A 21,505-nucleotide genomic window follows, 5' to 3' on the forward strand; every position below is an offset into this window, starting at 1 on the left:
TGCCTACTCCTTTATATTTTCGGATATTGTTATTTGTCCTGCGCCCGATGTGCCGATCATGGTTGCGATAAGTACCGAGGCTATCATCATAAGCGGGCTATACAGATACGCCGAAAGCGGATTGACCGCAAAATGATACGCCGACGCACCAAACGAAGAGATAACCGCACCCGCAAGCATTTCTCCGAGCGTATTCGCCAGAAGAGTTCCAAGAACAATGCCGACAATCAGAACAAATATGGAACGCGAAACATATTGCACCCTTATGTCCGAATTCGTAAAACCGAGGGCTTTCATAACGGCAATGGAATATCGGTCCTTAGCAACTAGCATTTTCATAAACAACAGGGTAATCAGTACCGATATGATCAGCGCAACAGCCATTGAGGCGTGCGAGGCCTTCTTGACGGAATGTATCGTTGAGCCGAATGTCTGTGCAACAAATTCATCAATATCTGAAATCTTAGCAAAATCAAACCTGTCCGCGTAGTCCGAAGTCCTGGCGCCGATAAGAGATTTATCCGAAAGTTCAGCGCAGATGATGCTCCACATCATATCCGCCGAATTGTCGGTGAATACCGCCTTTGCGGTCTTGCCGCCGTTGGTAATATCGGAGTATATTCCGCTTACCGTTAGTTTCTTCTCCTGTCCCTCCAACACCAGCGTAAGGACATCACCGACCTTCTTGCTCAGCTCATCAGCATTCATAGCTGACAGTGCAATTTCATCCTCTGCGGCGGGTGCTCTGCCTATGGAATAGGCAATTGGGAAGATGGAATGGTCACCGAGTTCGATTTTTATGTTTTCCTCAGAACCGTCTTCTGTTTTGATTTTAAATGCTTTTGTTGTAAGGACCGCAACCTTGGATATGGCACGGTCGCTGCTCATCGCATTTCGAAGTTCAGCCGTTTTTTCTGAAATGTTATCGGTCTGCTGTATGTCAGCACGTATATCATAGTTTCCGATCCCCATATACTGGATGAAGCTTGTAGAGGAGATGGTGTTGTGCAAATTCTGTGGAACAATCATGATAAATGCTGAAATCACCAGTACCGTCAGGCTTGTAGCATATAGCCTTTTCCTTGCGAAAACGTCTTTGATACCGAGGAAAACATTCGTATTCAACAGCCTGTTTCCACTTAGATTAAAACGTTTGGCGCCTGTGTTTTTCTCCTGCGAAGTGCCAAAGCGTATGGCTTCTGCAGCGGATATCTTCCGAAAACGTTTCAACACTGTGTTAACATAGGCAATCATGGCAAGGAATACAAGCAATATGCCGATGATTCCGAACAACAAAGCATAAGCGGAATTATCACTTTCTCCCATATAAAGCCGTATATTTTCAAGAAGCATGCCTTTGAACATAAACGACAGCGCAAAACCGAGCATACTGCCCGCCGCCGCAATCGCTGCGTATTTCGCAAGATACATCTTCTTTATGTCGGAAACACGCAGCCCAATTGCCTTCATCACGCCAATCTCGCGGTAGTCGTCTTCGATTTTCGCCAGGAGCGTAAATCGTATGCACATCCATGCGATAGCCACGACAAGCGCGCTCACAAAAAGTATAACTGCGATCATCAACCCATCGGAAAGTGCGTTCATCATTTTGAAAAGCTTATATGTAACGGTTGGTCCGTTTGCTTCAAGTCCTGCGGAGGCATAAGCCGTTTCAAATGAACCGAGCTCGGATAGATCCTTTAATCTAAATTCAATCAGATACTCTGTGCTACCCAGGCTCTTGATTTCCGCGTAATCATGTTCATGTACAAGAAATCTCTTGGAAGAAGAGAGCGTGGAATTCATCTGCGAATCGCGGAGGAATCCCGCAACGATAAACTCCTTCCCGCTAATGTCCGCCTGATCACCGACCTTGGTGGTGCCATCCTTCATATAGCTTACTGGAACATACAGTTCGCCGATGGCAGGTTTAATGATGTTACCGTCGAGATCAAGAAGATAATCGAATTTTTGGCTCTGCATGCTAAATCCGTTATCCTGGACACTATTCGCAAGTGAATGCTCACCTAATCGTATCCGCGAACCGTCCATATTGAGAAATTCCATCACTTGAGCATCATCCACATTGTTATGCTGCTCCGCAAAAGCCGAAAGCCGCGCAGTATCTATTTCACCCGAATGCATCTGCATAAAATGCGGGCTTTTGGCTTGTGTCATCAATGTGTTCAGCGCACCCGAGAGATTGACGATGAGAATCGCCGCGAGCGAAACAAGCATAGCCGCAGCAGCGACAAATACCATGGTTGTTAGCGTAGTGGCCTTGCTTTTTAAAAGATCATTGCGGATTATTCTGGAGTACATAAGACACCTCTGTTTTCAAGCATTTTAACCGACTTTAGCTTATACAAAATGACTGAAGTTACACATAACAGCATCCCGGCGATGATAATGAGAAATCCCATCCCTCTGCCGAGTCCCGTACCGATTATTTTTCCTACACTGTCAGCAAGCACGCCACCTTCAACTAATAAAGGGGTGAACACATAATCCGCCAAAACACCCGAAAGTGCATAAGCCGCTACAAATCCTAGCTGGGAAAGGATTCCGATCAGTGCCCAAGCTCTGCCTTGTACGGAATTATCCATGTTGGTACGAACCAGAAAGTCCAGGCTTGTGTTGGCAAACGGAAGCATTGCAAAAAAAAGAAATCCCGAAACACAGATCAAGACAATATGTTCTCGAAATCCGAACGCCGCCATAAACACGCCTACACCAAACAAAGAAACCGACAGAATTTTCACATAACCCTTTTGAATGGGGAGAAATCCTATAATGACACTGGATACGAGCATTCCGGAAGCGATAATGGTTTCTATCATCCCTACGGCGGAGCTATTTGTAAATGTCAGCAGCATGGGAATGGAGAGTGTTTCAATAACTCCAAGGTAAAATGTCAGCACCGATGTCATAATCACAAGGACAACTACACCTCTGTTAGTAGAGACCGCCTTCCAACCGGCTTTGATATCGTGGATGAACGATTGTGTTTGTTTGTATGTATTGGAGGCAAGGCCGCTGCGTACGGCAAGCGTAGTTCCAACGGTGACAAAAAAAGTGCAAATGTCGATGACAATCAGCAGCTTTATATCCGTAACGGTGAGCAAAAATCCCGCAAGGATCGGCGAAATCAGAAATTTTGCCGATCCTGCCACCTGAACAAGACCGCTTGCCCTTGTGTACTGCTCCTCGGTCAGCAAATCCGTAACCGTAGCCTTGTAGGCGGGGTCAAGCAGCGATGAAAACACCGAGCTTATGGTAACTCCCACACAAATTTGCCATAGCTGGGCTTCTCCGCGAAGCATGCATATGAGGATGAATACAAGTCCGATTGCAGAAAGACTGTCGCCTAGCACCATTAACAGTCTGCGGTCATAGCGGTCCGCAAGCACTCCGGCAAATGCGCTTAAGAGTAACGACGGCATGAACGCAAGCAAGGTTACAAGCGCCATGGCCGAAGCCTTTCCCGTCTGCTGGAAAACATAAATCCCAAGCCCGAACGATGTAAGCCCGTTTCCTATGGTTGAAATTAGCTGTCCCGACCACAGTAGGAGAAATTTCCTGAAAGATTTCCCTGCTTTATTCATGGCTGCTTTCGTCTCCTCCACCAAACATCTGTATGACGTCCATCAGACTTCCGCTTGCTGCACCGAGCAGCCTTTCTACGTTGCAAACAAAGGCCAGCATTCGTGAACCGCGCTCCTCATCCGTCAAGGTAATCATATCGTCATCAAACACAGTATTCGCATAGATCACAACCATTTCCATGCATTCATACGGAAACGGTGTGCTGAACATTCCCTGCTCAATGCCTTCGAGGATGATTGCTGTCAGGATCGGCGGAAGGCCGTTGATGATGACCTTTTGTATTTTCTGATGCATAAGCGCGTTCTGCGGCTTGTGAATATGCTCCATAATTTCCTTGCTGCTTCCACCGCTTAAGTTCAGTGCCATCACAACGCGGATAATGCGTTCGACTATGGGGATCGTCTTGTCTACGGCAATGACCTGCGCCGCATCCAGAAGACCGTCACTATACCGATCAATCAACGCATCCATAATATCCTCCTTCGACTTGAAGTGATGATACAAGGTTCCCCGCGCAATCCCAACCTTTTCGAGAATATCGCTTGTACTTGTGCCGTCAAAGCCCTTCTGACCAAAGAGCTCATCCGCGGCGTCAAGGATTTCGTTTCTGCGTTCTTCCGCTTTTTTTACAACTCTCATTGTTATACCTCCTCATTACCGACCGACTGCCTGTCGGTTATAGAATAACAGGTTTCCTGTTATTGTCAAGATGTTGTTAATTAAATCGAGGGGGGGGAGCCCCCCCTCACATATCCTCTGAAATATATTCATCTCTTAAAAGGCCATAATACACAAGATCTTCATATTGCCCCCATTTTCTAACATGCTGTCTTAATCGCCCTTCATATTTCATTCCTAACTTTTCCATGACTTTACCCGAGGCAGGGTTCTTCCCCAGATAACGGGCAAATATACGGTTTAATTTCATTTCGTCAAATGCATACCTTACGATACCTTTTGCCGCTTCCGTACAATATCCATTGTTCTTATACTGTCTCCCGATCCAATATGCAAGTTCACCATGATCAAACTTCCTGCTATATCCAATACATATTGCGCCTATTACATGTTGTTCTTTTTTATGTACGATAGCTAGTTCCAGTGATTGGTCTACATTAAAGTTATGAGCATGTGTTTCTATCCATTGTTCTGCCATCCCATCCTCATACGGATGCGGGATATATAACGTTGTTTCCGCAATATATGGATCCCCTGCTAATTGTTGAACGACTTTGGCATCATCTAGACGGAAAGGCCGTAATGTCAATCTTTCTAACTGAATTGTCGGCAGTTTCTTCAAATGGTTCTCCCCCTTCGTTTTTCGGCAATCGAATCGTGAACGAAGTTCCTTGTGAAGGTTCACTTTCTACATGGATTGTACCGCCATGAGCCTGAACCAGCTTGTAGACAATGGCCATTCCGAGTCCCGTCCCCTCAGAAGAAGAGTCCGTAGTGGTGCCCCGGTAATATTGCTGGAATAGGTGCTCCAGCATATGAGCCGGCATGCCTACGCCATTGTCTTTGATGCGGATTACAGCATGTTCTCCTATGTTCGAAATCTGTACATATATATCCGTATGTTCAGGATTGTGAAGGATGGAATTCATCATCATATTTTGCAGGATACGCTGCATGAATTTCGAATCAAAATCAACATAAATGGCAGGCAGATCCGCTAGAAAATGCAAATGATAGCTGCTCGCTTGCGGATTATTGCTGATATCGGCAACTACCCGTTTTGTAAATTCGACGATATCTTGATTCGTCTTCTGTAATGGCAACGCGCCGTCGGCGCGATTGAGCTGTGTGACGAGGCTTAAATCTTGAATCAATTCCTCCATATGCTTTCCCTTGTCGTCCATTTCCCGGATGAAAGAAATCGCCTCTTCCTTCGACCACTCGTACTGCTCATTCAATAAAAGCGCTGAGTAGCCTTTGATATAGGTTAACGGTGTTTTCAAATCATGGGAAATCCCCGCAATCCATTCCTGCTTGGCTTCTTCTATTCGGCTTCTCTCGATTTCGTTTGCTTGCAGTTTGACTCGCAAGGATTGAAGATGCTCAAGCACCTCCTGATACAGGCGGAACCGCATGCGAAGCTTTCCTTTTCGCGTATATATTTTGGACAAATCGGCAGGTGGCTCGTAGTTGTCTTGCGAGAGTCGATGAATCCAGGCCATGATGAATCCGATCGGGCCGCCAAAATACCATCCAAACAGAACGATGCACAGCAGCGTACTGATACCGAAGACCCATCCTATAACAAGTCCCTCATCATCTATAGTGACATCGGTAACGAACAAGGGAAGAATGCCTTCAATTATAAAAACACCGAGCAAACCCGTCCCAAGCAACCATAAGATAAGCCCTAATGCCAAATGAATCGTAAATCGAGTTTTTATTCGCATGACAGCGCCTCAGTCGGGGGGATGAATTTATAACCGATTCCCCGTAAATTGACGATGATTTTGGGTTTGCGGGTGTCATCGCCGAGTTTTTTTCGCAGCTTGGAGATATGGATCGTGACCGTTTTTTCTTCCCCGTACACATCATTTCCCCATACCAATTCGTAAAGCTGCGCCGTCGTGAAGATATGATTCGGATGTTTACAAAAGAAATGCAGCAGCTCAAGCTCCTTCGCCGTGCATTCTATAGGTTGACGCTTCACGGTTAACGTTGCCGATTCCGGATGAAAAGAGAAGTACCCGTAATCGTACGCCGAGTTTTGTTGGTGTGCATTCTCCAAGAGCCTTTGCCGGCGAAGGATCGCCTTGATTCGGGCAACGACCTCCATTGGATTAAACGGCTTGGTAATATAATCGTCTCCGCCGATTCCTAAACCCGTTAATTTATCGAAGTCGGTGGAGCGCGCGCTAATAAAAATAATCGGTGCATTTGTTTGTTTCCGGATCTCCGCACATAGTTCAAAACCGCTTAGATCCGGGAGCATAATATCGAGCAAAATCATATCATATGCCTTTTCTTTGATGCGCTGCAGCGCGCCTTTGCCCGATGATGCGGTGTCGATATGCGTAAAATTCTCTTTGCGAAGCGTGATCTCCAATAACTTCAAAATACCCATTTCATCATCGACAGCTAGTATGGATGCAGATTCCATTGCGATTTTCCCCTCACTTCAAGCTTTATCCTGTATATTCACTTTTCTATCTTACTCTATTTACAATATCCCTAGTTTACTCTAGTTAAAATGTTACGCTTTTTTTCCGCTGCGTTTACTTTATTTTTACTTTCATTCCCTAAGCTTAGTGTACTTCTTGAATCCGATGATCGGATTATTTGAAGACTCGGTGCATATTCGTGACATGACGGCTACCCTGCCAACAACGTTGATCCATGCATTTATGATCGCTGGAATCAGCCTGATTCCTTTATCTTTTGGCATGAGAAAAAAATCGACCGCCTCCACGATTACCTCGGCTGTCGTCATTGGATTCGTGGTTAATACAACGGTGTCTGACGGGGGAAGCCCGACCAGTCTGTTTCATTTCATCGCCATCCCGATTGCTCTCTGTCTGCTTGGCCTTATCCTTGGCTATCTTTCTTTTCATAAAGTAGATCGAACCGATGTAGCTTAAAAATTTCACCGTATATGAATGGAGGACTAAAGCATGAAAAAAATCATAACCACTTCGCTTGTTTTGCTTACCGTTGGCGGGCTAGTGATGGGCTGCCAAGGCGTAGGGAAATCAACAAGTTATAACCATGAATCCTCCTATGAGGCTAACCGAATTGAAGAAATTGAAGTCAACAACGAATCTTGGGGCATTGAATTCAAACGTTCCGATTCCCCGAACATCACCATCGCTTGCGAAGGCAAGCGGCAGAACAATAAGAGCGACCCTGTAACGATTAACCATGACGGAAATAAAATTGTCGTTACCCAGGAAGACCAGGGTAGTGCCATGGCAGGGTTCACTTTTGGCAAAAAAGGGACGATCTATATCTCGATTCCCGACCGTGAAGTCGATACGATTACATTGAACAATAATGCAGGTGACATCAAGATGAAGAATGTAGCGGCGCAAAACATTGTCATTGCCAACCATTCGGGGTCTGAGAACATCGAAGGCATTTCAGCAGACAAGGGTGTGTTTACTTCCAAAGACGGGGATATCAAATTGAAAGACAGCTCGCTAAACGAATTAACGGTAACCTCAGGCAGCGGCGCCAGCTATATGACAGACGTGACCAGCCCCGTGATGAACATCGCTTCAAACAATGGGGAAGTATCCGTCAAAGAGGTCGAAGGAGGAAAGTTGCTGCGAGTAGAAACACAATCCGGAGATATCGCCGTATCTTATAAAACACCCCCTGCTTCGCTAAAGCTTACCGCAAGCAGCGACTCATCGGATATAAGCGTTGGTTTAGATGGCTTCAAGGTAAAACAGAGCACGGAAAAATCAATGGAAGGCACGATTGGGGATGCATCCAATACAATGGAGCTTATCAGTCGCTCCGGAACGATTGCTGTAAAATAGCTCCATCCATACGACTAGCAACATATTTTAGAAGTCAACCCTTAATAACGTAGAAATCCCCCACGCTACCTCCGGTTGCAAGGTCAACTGAGTATATCCATAGCTTTATCATATTGTTGTGTCAGAGCCCTCTATGCTACACTATCGTTAAAAAACTGGCTGTGCAAACATTCGGTCTGTATTAGAAGAGAATCATGACCAGAATTTCGACTTTTATTGCCATGGCTTCAAGTAAAGGAGAACAATCGGCATGATTACTGTGCAGCTTATTTATTTCGGACTCATGTTTTGGTTCGGCTTATATATTGTTAGCCGAGATGCAAGAAACGTTCGGCTATTGCTGGCTGGTCTTGGCGTAATTGTTTGCTCGTTCGGTGTTGGGGCCGCCATATTGATGCCTTACAGCCTAGAGCCTCAGCGCATCGCACTACCACTTAGAAAGATACAAGATATCTCCTCCTATCTGCCTGTGGTTTTGTGGCAAGGTGCCGTTCTATCCACTGTCGCCGGAAAAGAAGATAAACGGAACGCATTATGGACTTTATGGAAGTATGGATTAATAGGGCTGGCGCTGGGCAGCGTGATTTGGTTGGCCTTCGCTGTGAATCCTGACGAATACGTCGTCTCCTACAAAGCCGCGTTATGTACATTTTTCATCCTGTTTATGATGCTTTCCCTATGGGGGACATTGTCCGATAAGATAAAGCGGCCCCTTCCCTTCTATGTCTTCCGTTATGTTCCGCTTCTTATATTTGCATGCATGACGGCTTTGACCTTCTTTTATCCGAACGACACATGGAACAAGGGAATCATAATGGCACAAGGTACGGGAATGCTGGTGTTTAGCGCGTATACGATGATCAAAGAAATCAGGGAGCAAGGGGAATCCTGGCTGCCCGATTTGTTTCGGTCCCTCGATTACTCTGTCTTTTTTACGCTCATTTTTTCCGGTCAGGTTGCGCTTGTTATTTGGCTTGGAACGGGGATGGGTTTCGATTTTATTACACTGTTGTTATTGATGATCAGCATGATGGTTTCCATTGCATTCCAAGTGTTTGTGTATCCGATTCGGGCTTTGCTTGACAACTTCGCTTTAATGATGTTCCCGAAGCTGCGCCTGGAACGCTCCAAACTGCGTTTGGTCGAAAGCGTCCAGGCTCGTATTGATGAGGATGCGAAACCGGAGGAGATGGACGATGAGGAGCTCTACCGTCATATCCGGCGCGCGACTAGCAACTTGGGCAACCTGGAGCGTTTGGCGTCAAGCCCGCTCACGCAGTTGAAACTGATTGACGAAAGGTTACGGAAGCGTGGAGCGGTTGATGGTGTAATGGAACGAGCTAACGAGCTTAAATCTCTGCTTATCGAAAGTATACTGCAAATAAAGCCGCGCCAGGATGAACCGTTTGGCACGACGGACGAATGGAAGTTTTACAATGCTTTGTACTTCCCTTACGTTGTCGGAATTAAGCCATATAGCGTACGTTATTCGGGTAATCAGCTGGATGCCCCTTCCCAAGATGCTTTGGCGTGGTTCCGATCCTGCGTACCCGAGCGCACCTGCTACAATTGGCAGAATGCTGGCGCGCGTCTTATAGCAACAAGTCTGAAGGAGAAAAACGCACTAATCAAAGCGCAATAACGATGACTTAGATGGCGGTTGTTTTCTTGGGTATGTCCACCCAAAAAAACAACCGCTTTTTATTGCTGGCCGAAAAATAAGCCCTATTGGCACCAAATGGCAGTGAAAAGTATGGTTTTGGCAGTGGTTTGTGGGCTAATCTCGGGTTGTTAGAGCATAACCAAACCATTAGGAGGAATGAACAATGTCCCAAGCAAGCATTCAAACCGCAAAAACGGTGCATCAATTGGTGATCGGATCCATTCAAGCGATTCCGGAAGAAATCTACGATATTACTCCAGCAGGATTTAAGAACACGATTCGTTGGAACACCGGTCATATTGTGACTATGCTGAATTGGTTTCTCTCCGCAGGACCGGCATTAAATACGAAGCTGCCGGATTACTATTCCAACTTATTCATGACCGGAACGAAACCGTCGGACTGGACCGTCACGCCTCCATCGAAGGAGGAACTGATTCAATATTTATCCGCGCAGTACGACGATCTGTCCAAGGTAGACTCCGAGTCGTTGATAATGCCTTTGAATCCACCGTTTGAAATGGGGCCGCTGAGGTTCGAAACGGCAGGCGAGCTGTTTAACTTCGCATTCATCCACGAAGCAATGCACTTGGGGATCATTTCTTCGCTTGTGAAAACTGTACAAGTGGACAATTAAGCGTGATCAAATGAAAGGAGATAAATATGAAACCAAATGGAGCTATAACGCCTACAGGAGAAACTTTCATCCGCAAAGTTCTGATGATAAATTCCGTTTCGTCCGGTGCATGCGGGTTGCTGTTGTTATTATTTCCCGGGTATGTTGCTGAATGGACTGGATTAGACAGTAGAACCGGCTTGATCTCAACTGGTGTTTTCCTACTAGTATTCGTCGCATTTCTTGTATGGACCGCATCCAGGAGCATTGTTTCTCCAGCGGCCGTGCTTGTTATTACAGTCCTCGACTTCCTCTGGGTTGTCGGCAGTGCGCTTCTGCTAGCGGATAAAGGAACTACAGTGACGATGACCGTTTTCGGCATTTGGGCGGTTATTCTGGTCGCCGCAGTCGTCGGCGTATTCGGGATTTTTGAGGCAATATATTGCTGGCGCAACCGTGCTTTTGGAAGAGATCAAACGATCCGGTAAAACCCGAATCTCAGAGAAAAAGGAGAGAAAAAACACTGCTATAAAGGAACAATGGCTGAATAATTAACAAGGGCAAGCAAGAGAAGCAAGGTGAATACCCTGCCGAAGCCAATCCTGCTTGCTCTTGCTGTTGCTCTCAAACAGGAGGCTCGACATGTATATTTACGTTAAAACATACTAGTTGGCATGTCATTGGCTAGGCAGCTTGTTCTCTGCAGCTTGAAGTAGACTACGAATATCCCTCTCCCAATCCAATGTTTTCTTCTGTATAGCATGAATCTGGTTAGCATCATCAACGATCCGTTTCAATTCTGCAGCAGCCTTTACAGCATCCCCCTCCTTGACAGCTGCTTTATAACGTTTATTCACTTCATTTTTATTTTTATTGAAGTCTGTTATTTTTTTGTTCTCGGCTGTGATTTGTTTCTTTAGCGGTTGCACAGGCAATAAAGCATCTTTTACGATTTTGGCTTTTGCGGCAGCCTGCTTCTTCGCAGCTGTTAGAGCATCCTTTTTCAATTTGATCTCCTGTCGCGCCGCATTAGCAGAAGCCTTTATACGGTTTCGCTTGAGATCATACAGAAGAACAGACTTTCGATCTTTGCGTTTCCTTGCTTCTGTCACTTTCTTGCCGAGATCAGTATATTCCGCAAGCAAAGGAGCGTATTTTTTCTGAGTCTGGTCTGCTTCCGTCTTTAACTTGTCGAGCTTTACCTTGTCAATGAGCTGTACTTTCGAATTAATTTCTTTAAGTTTGTCATTGTTTTGCTTGCGCAGCACCTGTATTTGCTGCTTATCCTGTTTATTAGCTAACTCCAATGCGGTAAAGTTGTCATACAACTCGTCAATGCTAGTTAACGCAGCATCCCACCCAGTATTTGAAGCCTCTGCATAAAGCGGTCTGGCCACAAACAGGAAACACATGATTAGAACGACTAGTCCGCTTATATATCGGTTTTTTCTTCTTCGTTGCAGCAAAACAATCATCTCCTTTATCCATATCATCCTTAAAAGAAGCAAAAAGCACCCCACAAGAAAGGCTTCATAGCCTGTCCTGCGAGGTGCTTCTCCCGCACTTCTTTCGATTTGATAATAGTATATATTTGATCGAATGATATGTCAATCATTTCCTGGAACATTTGTTCTCGTTCCGAAAGTTAGCGTATATACAGCGCAACAGTTTATCCTGGACGATGCGGGTACCCGCTGCTCCTTCCAGAGCGAGATCAGCCTGATCCAGGGAACAAATGATAGCCATGCCGCCCTTTTCTGCAAAACCTATGGCTGATTCCATCTTAGGTCCCATACTTCCGACACTAAACTGGCCCTCATCCGCATATCGCTTGGCTTCTTCCAGAGATATCGTTTCCAGTGATTTTTGATTCGGCTTTCCGTAGTTCACATATACATTCTGAACATCGGTCAGAATCATAAAGATATCCGCCTGCACATCCTGAGCCAGCTGATATCCGCTGCGATCTTTATCGATGACGGCTTCAACACCGACAAGGGTGCCGTCTGTCTGCCGGGATACAGGAATACCTCCTCCACCTGCTGCAATGACAATGGCTCCCTGACTAGCCAAGGACTTGATTACATCAGCGCCAACAATGGATTGAGGCATGGGAGATGGAACAACGCGACGCCACCCTCTGCCTGCATCTTCTTTGACAACCCAGCCTTTGTCTTCAGCAAGACGTTTGGCCTCTTCTTCGCTGTAGAAAACACCAATAGGTTTAGTTGGGTTTAAAAATGCAGGATCTTTCAACGATACTTCCGTTTGTGTCAGGATGCTTGTAACAGCCTGATTTAGTCCCAGTTTTTGCAGTTCATTTTTCAAGCATTGGTCCATCATGTACCCGATAAAGCCTTGGGATTCCGCACTGCACACATGCAGCGGAAACGGCGGAACCACTTCTTTGGCTTCGTCCTGCTGACGCAATATATTCCCTACTTGAGGACCGTTCCCATGCGTAATAATGACTTCATAACCTTGCCTCACAATGCGGGCGATCACTTCACAGCTTTTCTGGATATTTGCTATTTGATTCTCATAGGTTGCCTGTTGTTTAGGTTGTAGAATAGCATTGCCGCCAAGAGCAATCACAACTTTTTGTGCCAATTTGCATTCCTCCTTATGATCAACATACCGATCAGTATGCCGAATGCTGTATCCAGACCTGAGCTGTGCCCTACACGCAGCAATTCCCTGGTCCGCTTAATCAAGCTGTCTGCATCTTGTTGCAGAAGAGCATTCATGACCTCTGTCACTGTTGAACTGAAGTTTCGCTTCAGCGCATACTTTAGGTATTCCCGGCTGATGTCGGTAGTTAGTGCTTCTTTCTCCACCAGTTCAGATAAATGTAAGCGGAACGTATCCGTGAATATCCCTGCTGTTGCATCGACCGCGAGCATTCCCGCCAGCATGTCATCTCCGGCAGGGGTTAGGCCTTTTCCACGTCCAATCCAATATCTGAGGATTTCATCTATCTGTGACAAGTTCCGGGCTCGTGCCGTATTCATTAACTGCATCATTTTTTGTTCGCTATCCGAACAAGATTCATGAACTTCCTTTATGAAACATTCGATAAAATGATCTATCCAAATGCCTGTACCTGTCGGTTGATTATGAATTAGCAGCTCGCTTGCAAACGCATTCAGAAGAGGAAGCAGCGACTCCGGTTGCTCCGTTCTCGGTCCTATCCCAGTTTGATAAGTTGCCTGAGGATCTAATTTAATACAGAAGGAAGAAAAGAGAAGAGACGATGTATCGTTGTCATAATGAATCACCTGATCTTCTTCATCTTGCTGGAGCATAGAAATGAGCTTTGGCACTTGTTTCTCTTCCAGATGGATGCCGAAAGGAAGCTGCCCGTTCTTTGTGGTCCCTATAAAAACAAGCCCATCTCCCATTCGGATATTCCATCCGTTGTGAAATATACTATGCACACATCCTGGCTTACCGCCATGAAGGAGAGGGAGAACAGCTGCGCTGTATACTCCATCTACTTGGATTAAATATTTCATGCGACGGCCACTCTCCTCTGTTCCTCCGTGTTGTTTAAATTAGACCCAGTTTTTGGGCGTACGCTTCAAGCGCTTTTTCAAAGCAAGCTAGAGGTGCGCGTACTGTACCTGCCCCGATTTGACCTACTCCAGCCTCTTTGTGGGCTATCCCGGTATTAATGACCGGTGTGATGCCTGTTTCAACGACCTTTCTTGCATCAATACCGAGACAGATTCCCTGAAAGTTCCACGTTGGAATCGTAAAGTTAGGGTTATGCCCAATGCAAATTTCAGCCATTTCATTGCTGGTTGCCAGTGCATCGTCAAAACCGCCCGCACCTACGAAGCGGGTCACACCCGGAGCAGCCACCATGGCCATGCCTCCTATACCGAATGCTTCCGTAATGGCGCTATCACCGATATCAGGATTCGCCATGTCTTGGGAATAACCGGTGAAGAATAAACCTTGCGGCGTATTAACTGGAGCGGTAAACCATTCGTCTCCCATGCCGCTGATTCGGATTCCGAAGTTTTGGCCATTTCTCGACATCGCCGTTACGACAGTACCGTGCTCAATCATTCTTGCAGCATCCAGTACCGCTTTAGAGGTTGCCATGGCAACATTCAGGAAGAACTGATCGGTATCAGCCAGAAACTTCACTACGGCCAATTTGTCTGTTTCGGTTGCATCGGTTTGTAAAATATATGGACTTATTTCTTTTAGAAATACGAGAGAAGCTGCGATATTCCGCTGATGGAATTCGTCACCCATTGTGATTGCCTTCGCGATCATCACATTAATATTCAGACCTTGCTCAGTCTGGCGTAGAGCTTTAGAAAGGGTAGGGCCCAGTACATCTCTCATCCATTGCAGACGCTGAATGACCTCTTCGGAATAGGCTCCGAAGCGCAGCACTTTCCCGATCCCTTCATTCATGGTGCAGAAGGCGCGGTTACCATCCGTCTGATTCTCTACCACGAGAAGCGGCATGTTAGCGGAAGTGATTCCGCCCATAGGCCCCACAGCTTTGACATGATGACACGGAATGAAGGTAACTTCTCCTTGCTCCAGCATGGTCATCGCTTGTTCTTCGTTGGCTGCCCACCCTTCGAACAAGACCGCCCCGATACAAGCGCCCTGCATGGGGCCTGTCATGTCTGCGAATGAAATGGGTGGACCGGCATGCAGAAGCACCTGTCCATTTAACTGGTCCACTACTGATTTGGCAGGAACGACATCCACCAAGAAAGGGGCACCGGCTACAATTTTTTGAATCACTGCCTGATTGGCTTCATCGATCGTTTGATAAGGTCCATACATGCTGCATTTCTCCTTATTGTCTATTTAAGAGATTGTGAACTCGAACTTAATTTATTTGAGCAGGCTCAGAATTTTCCGCATCTTCTCATTGCCTCCAGCTATCGGGCGCCAGTCAAAGTGAACGGCATTTCCTCCGTGGCTGGTTACTGCATTTACAAATTTTTTGAGCCCCACATTCACAACTTCCGGCTTTCCGCTCAGCAGTTTAACCATGGATTCAGATACGTTGATGTTTCCTTGTTCGGTCTGCACTGCAGGAATGAATGATTTATCCTTATCCTGAAGCTGGATGCCCATCATCGCTAGAGCGGTCCGCACAGCCTGATTGTTACTGTCTTTAACAATAACGCCTGCTCGTTCAAGTTTGGCCTTTTGCTCTTGATAATTCTGCGGGTCTTGTTCGGTGCCACACACCGTTGCTATGAAATACAAGCTTTTGCCCTGAGCTGCAGCTTCACTCTGTGTTTGCTCAATGACAGGCAACAGTGCGCCAGCCATATCTTCATGAGAACCGTACCCTAGAACGACATCCAGCATAATAATCGCTGTGGATTTATCCCGGGCTGCCTGCTCGATGTAATGGATTCTCGTTTCCGGATCAATCATCGGGTGTGGTTTCCCTTGTGTATATTTGTCATCTCCCAGATCAATCACTTCATGACCTTTAGCTTTTAACATGTATCCATCTTCATGAATCAACTGTCCCAGTCCCAAACCTTTGGACATAAGAACCGCAGCTTCGTAAGCGAGTGTACCACCGGAATATAGACCTTTAATTGTTGTCTGCTCCGGTGTCAGCTTCGTCTGTGGAGCCGTAACGTTCCGTTTATTGTAGTTCGCCCTAACTTCTCTGCCTTTAGACAAATCTACGGCTATCATGGCCGTCTCTTCCAGCGTATAGGCAAAATGTACCGTGCCTTCATGTGTTTCTGGCTCTTCACCGACGAAGATAGCGACTACCGGTTTGGATATACGGTGTAAAAGCCGAACGACCTGATTCCGTACTTCGATGGCCGGTGGTTTGGAAATAACGACGATCACTTCAGTAGCTTTGTGATGCTCTAGCCCTTGAATCGCATCCAGCATCGTAGTCGCTCCGATCGGTTCAGACAGATCGCGTCCGCCTGTCCCGATTGCCTGGCTCACGCCGCTGCCCAGCCGGTCAATGAGGGTGGTAACTTCTTGAATGCCTGTGCCTGAAGCACCGATAACGCCGATGTTGCCTTGTTGTACTACGTTGGCAAAGGCTATCGGAACACCGGATACAATACCGGTTCCGCAGTCTGGACCCATGACCAGCAAGCCTTTATCATGCGCTTTTTGTTTTAGACGCAGTTCGTCCTGGGCGTCAACGTTATCGCTAAAGATAAAAACGTGCAACCCACGGTCAAGTGCTTGTTCCGCTTCTTCCGCTGCGTATTGGCCAGGGACAGAAATAAGAGCAAGATTGGCATTAGGGAGCGCTTGCAGTGCTTTGTCCCAAGTCCGCACGGATTGGAATTCCTGCTTGCTGCTGCCTACCGCCTGATTCTTCAGTTCCGATTCAATGGTAGCTAACACCTCGGATACGTGTTCTTTACTATTCGTCTTGATTACGATACACATATCGTTAGGACCTGCTTTGTCGAGTTCATCCGTGTACATGTCGGTATTATGGAAAATATCTTTATTCGCAGGCGTGCCCATCATAATAGAGGCCTGCTCTACTCCATCCAGCGTGGAAATTTTATTCGTTAAGAGCATGAGGTTAACAGAATCTTGATAGGAATTTTCTTTAATGATGGAATATAACATAAGTACAAGCTCCTCTTCGATCAGAATAGACCATTGGTGAAGTTACTTGGCAAATGGATCTTTGTTGTCATACTGATTTCTATGAACGACGTCGGATACCAGGTATTCATAAATATCGTCTACCATTTCAATACCGTTTTTCTCGTATTGTTCTTGAATCAGATCATTATTTTGTCCGGGGAACAGCACTTGCTCAAAGCCAGGCGCCGGTTTGATATGATTCAAATCGTCCATGGTATTCGAAATATGCTGTTTAAACATGTCAGGGTCCGTAAAAAATGCAGGGTTAATTACAAGATGAAACTGACCAAGATTTCGATATTCGGTTAGATCATGGTACATCGATGAAACTTTATTCCCAAATGGCAGGCCGAGCAGAATGCCTGAGAGCACATCCACCATCATCATCAGACCATATCCTTTTGGACCGGCAATTGGGAGTAAGGCATTCACCTTAAAAGGATCTGTTGTCGAATGGCCTTCTTTATCGACTGCCCATGAATCCGGGATCGACTCATGTCTTGATCTGGCATGAAGAATTTTGCCCCAAGCTTGTATCGTCGTCGCCATGTCCAGCGTCATGATCCGTCCATCATGGCTAGGAGCGGCAAATGCAATCGGATTCGTCCCGTAATAAGGTTCTGAGCCGCCGAAAGGCACGACCATCGGATCGGATTGACACATCGAAATACCGATCATTCCGGATTTGGCTGCTTGCCGTACAAAATAAGAGAGGGCTCCGCTGTGTCCGATTCTTCTGACGCCAACAGCTGCTATCCCGTGTTCTCTTGCCATCTCGACGGCCTCATCCATAGCTAGTTTGGCAGCGACATGACCTACTCCATTGTCCCCATCAAATATCGCTGTGCTGGGGCCCGTTTTGTTAAATTTAAACTCGGGATTTGTATTTAATCCGCCTTTAGCGATTCGTTCCGCATAGTATTCCACTCGCATAGCGCCGTGAGAATGAATGCCCCTTATGTCGGCATGGACCAGAACATCTGCTACACCGGCGGCATGTTCTTCTGTTAAACCCGCCATGTGCAGCTTTGTTGTGATTAACTCGTGTAACTGTTGTCTGAATATTTTCAATGCTAACACCTCTGTTCATTCGATTTGCTACATGGCACGAGCTTAGAGATCCGCATCCCGATTGCAATCTTTAGAGTAAACATAAGCTAGTTTCTCGCGACCAACGGCATAGCAAGCTTGCTGCACATATGGACCCATGAAGATATAGTCGCCTTGTTTTACCGGAATCCACTTGTTATCCAGATTGTACAGACCTTCACCAGACAGCAGGTAAGCTCCATGCTCCTGTACATGCGTTTCGATGAATGGATGACATGCGCCCGGATCGAAGGTTAATATGTGAAAATTCATATCGAAAGCGAGATCTTTAGGAAGTAAATCCTGAATTCTCATATTTGTCATTCCGTCATAATCTTCTTCAGGAATGTTGCCTGAGTGGCCAGAGACGACCCATGGTTTCAAGTCTTTTAACGGTTTATGCTTTTGTTTATACAAGAACAGTTTGCTGTCGCCGTCTACCAAATTGTTCAGATACATCTTCGTTCCTGGCGGACAGTACAGATATCCACCGCTTGTCAGCCTATACGACTTGTCAGCAGCAGATGCCTCGACTTCACCTTCCAGCACATAAACGAACGTTTCGATCTGTTCTTGTCCGCCAAAACCATCTGTATTTGCGCCGCCTTTGTGCATGGTAACCATATAATCGACAAAGCTTGCCCCAAGTTTTGGGGTTGCCAGAATCGATATCGTGCAGTTGTCAAAGCCCGGTACTACGTTATTAACCAGGCCTTCCGGAGTGATTAAAGCATATTTGCCATGTTTAATGATAGAACGGCTGGACAGCAGATCAGTTGGATAACCCATTTTCGTGTATCTCCTTTTTCTCTTAAGTTTGTGTGTGAAATAAATGCTATTGTTCTTTTACAGCGCAGGGCGCTTCCTTAAATTTGCGAAGAACAGGAATACAGTACCTACAATAATGATGCCGATAGCTAGGTAAAAGCCCAAAACCTTGCTGCCTGTAGCATCTGAAATCAAGCCAGTTACGAACGGAGCGATGACCGAGGACATCATTCCGAAGAAGTTAAATACGCCGAATGTTGTACTATACCCTTGCTTAGGCGCAATATCTGCTACGTAGGAGATCATGATCGGGTCAACAGCCAGTTTACCGAAGAAACCGTACATAATCAGAAACAACATCAGCAGTTCGTTGCTCTGAATAGCCACGGTTAGATACAAGGTAACTGCGGCAATCACTTGCAAAATAATGACAACCATAATCTTCTTGTTCTTGAACTTGTCGGATAACCGACTGAACAACAGCGCACCTGGCACAGATGCAAAGGCAACCAGAGCTGAGGCAAAACCGATAGCAGCACCTTGGAATCCGCGCTCCATTTGCAGGTAACTTGGCAGCCAAGTCACAATCATGTAATACCCGTAACATATTGCAAAGTAAATCACGTAAGCCGAGATCATTCGGATATCGCCAAAGAGCGTCTTCATCGTTGCTTTATCATCTGCATCTTTTTCCTTGTTAGCTGCAACGTTATTCGAAACCGGTTTTTCCTTAATGACTTTGGCAAAGGCGATTGCCATAATAATAATCAGAACAGTTGTGACAACGAGCAGCGGTCTCCAGTCCCAGCCTAGCCCTTTCACCAAGTAAGAGGAACCGATATACCCGATAGCCATTCCGAGCGCTGAACCGCTGTTGATAATGGCGGTAGAGAAACCCCGCTTCTCAGCCGGGATTGTGGACGATGAGATCGAATAAGCAGGTCCGTAGTACGTTCCTTGTCCAAGTCCTGCCAGGAAGCTGCCTACCAGGAGGAAAATCAGAGACGGTGCGATTCCGACGGTAAAGACTCCGAAAGCAAAGAGAAGGAAACCCGGAATCAACATTATTTTTCTTCCGAATTTATCAGCCATGAAGCCGGATGGAATCTGCATTGAAGTGTATGCTAGAAAAAACAAACTAGAGATCAGACCCATGCTGGCATCCGATTCAACGCCAAGTTGTATTTTGATTTCCGGTAAAATCGGATTCAGTATGGTTCTGTATATCCAGATGACAGTCCAACCAAGGCAAAATAAAATGACGACCTTTTTCCAATATTCAAGTCCACCTTGTTTAGGTGTAGTAGGTGTTTGTACCTTCATCTCTTTCTGCTCCTTATGATAAGGTTGTGGGCAAGTTATTTGCCAAGACGTCGTTTATTCCTTGTAGGCCAGATTATACAGAGTTCCGATCAGAACCTTCACACCTTCGGCTAAATCATAAGGCTCGGTATATTCAGCCGGATTGTGGCTAATTCCTTGCCTGCTTGGTACAAAGATCATGGCCGATGGTACAAAAGGAGCCAGAATCTGGGCATCGTGCCCTGCCCCACTATGCATCAGCTTATAATTCAAGCCTTGTTCCCGACACTCGCGTTCAATGACTTCTACGACATGTTTATCCATAGGAACCGGATCTGCATCCATCCACATATCGATTTTCAGTTCTACTTTCCGTTCTTCTGCAATGTTCTTAAGGGAATTCGTAATTTCTTCCGTAAACTGAACAAGTGCGTCTTTCTCGGTATGACGAATGTCCATCGTGAATAAGGCATATCCTGGAACGACGTTAACTACATTTGGCTTCACTTCGATTTTGCCGATCGTTGCCACTAACGGATCTCCGTGTTTGTCCGCTCGGCTTATGACGTCAAAGATCATAGCGCTTGCAGCTTGAACAGCATCTTTGCGGTAACTCATCGGAGTTGTACCTGCATGGTTAGCTTCGCCTATCACTTCTACGGTAAATCTGCGCTGACCTACAATGCTGTGGACTACACCAACGGGTTTTTGCTCTGTTTCCAGAACACTGCCTTGCTCGATATGGATTTCTACAAACGCTTTCAAGTCTTTGCGAAGTTCTCTAGATTCCTCGCGGAAATTAAAGTTGCATTCTCTCATCGCATCCACGAAAGCTACACCATCAAAATCAACAATACTCTCTACTTCGTTACGTTCTGCTGTGCCTACGATGTTTTTGGACCCCCAGAATGTATATGGGAAACGGCTGCCTTCTTCTTCAGCCATCGATACAACCTGAAGATTGCGCAACGGTTGACCATAGGTTTCTTGTAAATATTTAACCGCAAGCAGACCTGCGACAATACCGTATTGTCCATCGTATAAACCGCCATTGCTTACTGTATCCACGTGAGAACCGGTCAAAATCGTTTCATCCGGATACTTCGTTCCTTGCAGACCTCCAAACAGGTTGCCCACCTCATCAAAGTGAGCACGGAAGCCTTCTTTGTTCATCCAATCTTCTAGAGCTTTCTGAGCGTTGAGCCATTCTTTGGAATAGAGAAGTCTGGTAATACCTCCTTCAGGGTCATTTCCGAAATATCCGAGCCATTCTAACATCTGCGTGATATCTTTACTTAGTTCTCCCATACTTACCGTTCCTTTCTACGATGA

19 protein-coding genes and 1 pseudogene are annotated in these 21,505 nt (G+C 46.0%); 5 read left to right on the plus strand and 15 right to left on the minus strand.

What is annotated here, in order from left to right; translation table 11 throughout:
* Window positions 1-3: 3 nt before the first annotated feature.
* The 6 genes from ABEW73_RS01120 to ABEW73_RS01145 all read right to left on the minus strand — a co-directional run bounded on the left by ABEW73_RS01120 (window position 4) and on the right by ABEW73_RS01145 (window position 6,724).
* Window positions 4-2,322, minus strand: coding sequence for an FtsX-like permease family protein (locus ABEW73_RS01120; protein ID WP_430172569.1), 2,319 nt, complete (start codon window positions 2,320-2,322; stop codon window positions 4-6).
* Window positions 2,307-3,605, minus strand: coding sequence for an MFS transporter (locus tag ABEW73_RS01125; RefSeq protein WP_430172567.1), 1,299 nt, complete (start codon window positions 3,603-3,605; stop codon window positions 2,307-2,309). The genes ABEW73_RS01120 and ABEW73_RS01125 overlap by 16 nt, the downstream gene beginning before the upstream one ends.
* Window positions 3,598-4,245, minus strand: a complete 648-nt coding sequence (locus ABEW73_RS01130) for a TetR/AcrR family transcriptional regulator (protein ID WP_430172565.1) — start codon at window positions 4,243-4,245, stop codon at window positions 3,598-3,600. Before ABEW73_RS01130 ends, ABEW73_RS01125 begins: the two co-directional genes overlap by 8 nt.
* 106 nt (window positions 4,246-4,351) lie before the next feature.
* Entirely contained in the window at window positions 4,352-4,906 is a 555-nt protein-coding gene (locus ABEW73_RS01135; RefSeq protein WP_430172562.1) for a GNAT family N-acetyltransferase, read from the minus strand.
* Window positions 4,845-6,014, minus strand: a complete 1,170-nt coding sequence (locus tag ABEW73_RS01140; protein ID WP_430172560.1) for a sensor histidine kinase — start codon at window positions 6,012-6,014, stop codon at window positions 4,845-4,847. Before ABEW73_RS01140 ends, ABEW73_RS01135 begins: the two co-directional genes overlap by 62 nt.
* Window positions 6,005-6,724 carry a response regulator transcription factor gene (locus ABEW73_RS01145; protein ID WP_430172558.1) on the minus strand — a complete coding sequence of 240 codons (720 nt, stop codon included), beginning with the start codon at window positions 6,722-6,724 and terminating at the stop codon, window positions 6,005-6,007. Before ABEW73_RS01145 ends, ABEW73_RS01140 begins: the two co-directional genes overlap by 10 nt.
* Window positions 6,725-6,869: 145 nt before the next feature.
* Here ABEW73_RS01145 and ABEW73_RS01150 point away from each other — a divergent pair.
* The 5 genes and pseudogenes from ABEW73_RS01150 to ABEW73_RS01170 all read left to right on the plus strand — a co-directional run.
* Window positions 6,870-7,202: pseudogene (locus ABEW73_RS01150) on the plus strand (ABC transporter permease); the annotation flags it as partial.
* 33 nt (window positions 7,203-7,235) lie between these two features.
* Window positions 7,236-8,105, plus strand: a complete 870-nt coding sequence (locus ABEW73_RS01155) for a DUF4097 family beta strand repeat-containing protein (protein WP_430172556.1) — start codon at window positions 7,236-7,238, stop codon at window positions 8,103-8,105.
* Between the two features lie 250 nt (window positions 8,106-8,355).
* A complete protein-coding gene (locus tag ABEW73_RS01160; RefSeq protein ID WP_430172555.1) occupies window positions 8,356-9,747 on the plus strand; it encodes a hypothetical protein in 1,392 nt (463 codons plus the stop codon).
* Between the two features lie 184 nt (window positions 9,748-9,931).
* Window positions 9,932-10,405 carry a DinB family protein gene (locus tag ABEW73_RS01165; protein WP_430172553.1) on the plus strand — a complete coding sequence of 158 codons (474 nt, stop codon included), beginning with the start codon at window positions 9,932-9,934 and terminating at the stop codon, window positions 10,403-10,405.
* A gap of 26 nt (window positions 10,406-10,431) precedes the next feature.
* Window positions 10,432-10,872, plus strand: coding sequence for a hypothetical protein (locus tag ABEW73_RS01170; protein ID WP_430172551.1), 441 nt, complete (start codon window positions 10,432-10,434; stop codon window positions 10,870-10,872).
* Between the two features lie 189 nt (window positions 10,873-11,061).
* Here the strand turns inward: ABEW73_RS01170 and ABEW73_RS01175 are convergent, their stop codons facing one another.
* From ABEW73_RS01175 to allC, 9 genes are all read right to left on the minus strand, one after another.
* On the minus strand, window positions 11,062-11,850 hold the full coding sequence (locus ABEW73_RS01175; protein ID WP_430172549.1) for a hypothetical protein: 789 nt from the start codon (window positions 11,848-11,850) through the stop codon (window positions 11,062-11,064).
* Window positions 11,851-11,995: 145 nt separating this feature from the next.
* On the minus strand, window positions 11,996-12,994 hold the full coding sequence (gene arcC, locus ABEW73_RS01180; RefSeq protein WP_430172547.1) for a carbamate kinase: 999 nt from the start codon (window positions 12,992-12,994) through the stop codon (window positions 11,996-11,998).
* Window positions 12,976-13,707, minus strand: coding sequence for a DUF2877 domain-containing protein (locus ABEW73_RS01185; protein ID WP_430172545.1), 732 nt, complete (start codon window positions 13,705-13,707; stop codon window positions 12,976-12,978). Before ABEW73_RS01185 ends, arcC begins: the two co-directional genes overlap by 19 nt.
* A 226-nt stretch (window positions 13,708-13,933) precedes the next feature.
* On the minus strand, window positions 13,934-15,199 hold the full coding sequence (locus tag ABEW73_RS01190) for a DUF1116 domain-containing protein (protein ID WP_430172542.1): 1,266 nt from the start codon (window positions 15,197-15,199) through the stop codon (window positions 13,934-13,936).
* A gap of 51 nt (window positions 15,200-15,250) precedes the next feature.
* The gene (gene fdrA / locus ABEW73_RS01195) at window positions 15,251-16,993 is read right to left on the minus strand and encodes an acyl-CoA synthetase FdrA (protein ID WP_430172539.1); all 1,743 of its coding nucleotides are present in this window, start codon (window positions 16,991-16,993) and stop codon (window positions 15,251-15,253) included.
* Between the two features lie 42 nt (window positions 16,994-17,035).
* Window positions 17,036-18,085, minus strand: coding sequence for an ureidoglycolate dehydrogenase (gene allD, locus ABEW73_RS01200; RefSeq protein WP_430172536.1), 1,050 nt, complete (start codon window positions 18,083-18,085; stop codon window positions 17,036-17,038).
* A gap of 42 nt (window positions 18,086-18,127) precedes the next feature.
* Window positions 18,128-18,892 carry a (S)-ureidoglycine aminohydrolase gene (allE, locus tag ABEW73_RS01205; RefSeq protein WP_430172533.1) on the minus strand — a complete coding sequence of 255 codons (765 nt, stop codon included), beginning with the start codon at window positions 18,890-18,892 and terminating at the stop codon, window positions 18,128-18,130.
* A 57-nt stretch (window positions 18,893-18,949) separates the two neighbouring features.
* Window positions 18,950-20,194 (minus strand): MFS transporter, encoded by a 1,245-nt coding sequence (locus ABEW73_RS01210; RefSeq protein WP_430172530.1) that lies wholly within the window; start codon window positions 20,192-20,194, stop codon window positions 18,950-18,952.
* 54 nt (window positions 20,195-20,248) lie between these two features.
* Window positions 20,249-21,481: an allantoate deiminase gene (gene allC, locus ABEW73_RS01215; protein WP_430172527.1), complete on the minus strand. Its 1,233-nt coding sequence runs from the start codon at window positions 21,479-21,481 to the stop codon at window positions 20,249-20,251.
* Window positions 21,482-21,505 lie beyond the last annotated feature (24 nt).

Origin of the sequence: Paenibacillus lautus (assembly GCF_050482385.1) — a bacterium.
Taxonomy (GTDB): Bacteria; Bacillota; Bacilli; order Paenibacillales; family Paenibacillaceae; genus Paenibacillus_AQ; species Paenibacillus_AQ lautus_B.